Source organism: Streptomyces sp. NPDC031274 (assembly GCF_055570235.1).
Genome location: NZ_JBVIHP010000193.1, coordinates 1 through 1,540 on the forward strand (window position 1 = coordinate 1; position 1,540 = coordinate 1,540).

At 74.4% G+C, this 1,540-nt stretch carries 1 protein-coding gene and 1 pseudogene; one reads left to right on the plus strand and one right to left on the minus strand.

Features of this window, described 5'->3' with window-relative positions:
• A pseudogene (locus ACZ5CR_RS44875) lies at window positions 1-703 on the plus strand (AfsR/SARP family transcriptional regulator); the annotation flags it as partial.
• 4 nt (window positions 704-707) lie between these two features.
• Here ACZ5CR_RS44875 and ACZ5CR_RS44880 read toward each other — a convergent pair.
• Window positions 708-1,540, minus strand: an 833-nt coding sequence (locus tag ACZ5CR_RS44880; RefSeq protein WP_468869358.1) for an MFS transporter, incomplete at its 5' end; no start/stop codon positions are given.

Consider the following 1,540-nt stretch of genomic DNA (forward strand, 5'->3'; position numbering starts at 1 on the left):
CAGGGGAGACCAGTCCCCCACCAAACGTTTCTTGGCCGGGGCCGTCCGGCTCGCCCAGGACGGCGGGGACGGCGAAGCGCCGGGCGTGCTCACCTACATGGAGGGCGCCTTCGCCTTCCTCGTCCACGCGGACGTACGGGCCATCGCGCTCCTGGCGCGGGCCAGGGAGTGTTTCCGGGCGGGCGGCCAGGTGGGCGATGCCCACATGGCGACCATGCTCTGGGCCATGGCGGCGGCCTTCCTCGGTGAGCGGGAGCTCGCCCTGGCGGCCGGGCGGGAGTACGTGACCGAGGCCGACACCCACGGCGCGGGCTGGGCGCACTCCTGGGCGCTGTGGGGCATGGGGCTCGCGGAGCTCCGGCACGGCGACCCGCACCGGGCGGCGGACCTGCTCCGTGTCTCCCTGCGCCGCCAGTGGGCCATCGGCGACCGCTGGGGGACCGTGTGGGGGGTTGAGGCCATGGCCTGGGCCGTTGCCGCCACCGGGGACCATGGCCGCGCCGCCCGGTTGATAGGAGCGGCGTGCCGGCTCCTGCGGACGACCGGCGTCGCGCTGACGGGCCTGCGGCCGCTCCACGACGCCCATGCCGAGACCGAGCGCCTTGTGCGCCGCACCCTCGGCGAGCGGGCCTTCGCGGCGGCCTTCGCGGAAGGAGCGGCGACACGGGACGCCATGCGGCTCGCGCTGGGCGGGACCGGATGAGCGGTCAGGCAGGGGCCCGGCGACGGACCGTACGGGCGGTGAGCGCCACGCCCGCAGCCGCGACGAGCACGCCGACCGCGGCCCACCCGAACGCGGCCCGGTAGTCGGCACTTTGAGCACTTCCGCCACCGACGGCCGCGCCCACCAGGACCGCGAGCCCGAGGGAGCCGCCGAGCTGGTCGACGGAGCGCTGGACGCCGGAAGCCGTGCCCGCGTCGTCCTCGGTGACGTCGGAGAGGGCGGCGTTCTGCAGGGCCAGCAGTCCGATGCCCATCCCGGCGGCCACGCCGATCATGCCCGGCAGCACGTCCACCCACAGGCCGCCTCGGTCGGGCAGCCGGGCCAGCCAGCCGAGCCCGGCTGCCGTGACAAGGAGACCGAGCAGGGCGGTGCGCTTCGTGCCCATCACCGCGATCAGACGGGACGTCAGAAGGATCGCCGACAGGAGCGCGGCGCAGAACGGCAGATACGCCAACCCGGCCTGCAGCGCAGAGAGTTCGACGACATCCTGCAGATAGAGGGTGAGCAGGAAGAAGCTGGTCGAGAGGCCCGCGCTGAGCGGGACCGTCGCCGCGTTCGCGACCGCGCGGGTGCGGTGTGCGAAGAAGGAGAGCGGCACGAGCGGACTCTTCGTACGCGCCTCGACGAGCACGAAGGCGCCGAGCAGCGCCGCTCCGGCGAGCGTCGCCGCCACTGATCCGCGCAGGACGCCGTAGACGAGAGTGACGGGGCCACCCGTCAGCAGCGCCGCACCGAGCAGGTCGAGCCGATTGTCGGCGGTGCGCGGTCCGTCCGCCCGCACCAGCGTGGGCGTGATCGCGATGACGACCGCCGCGA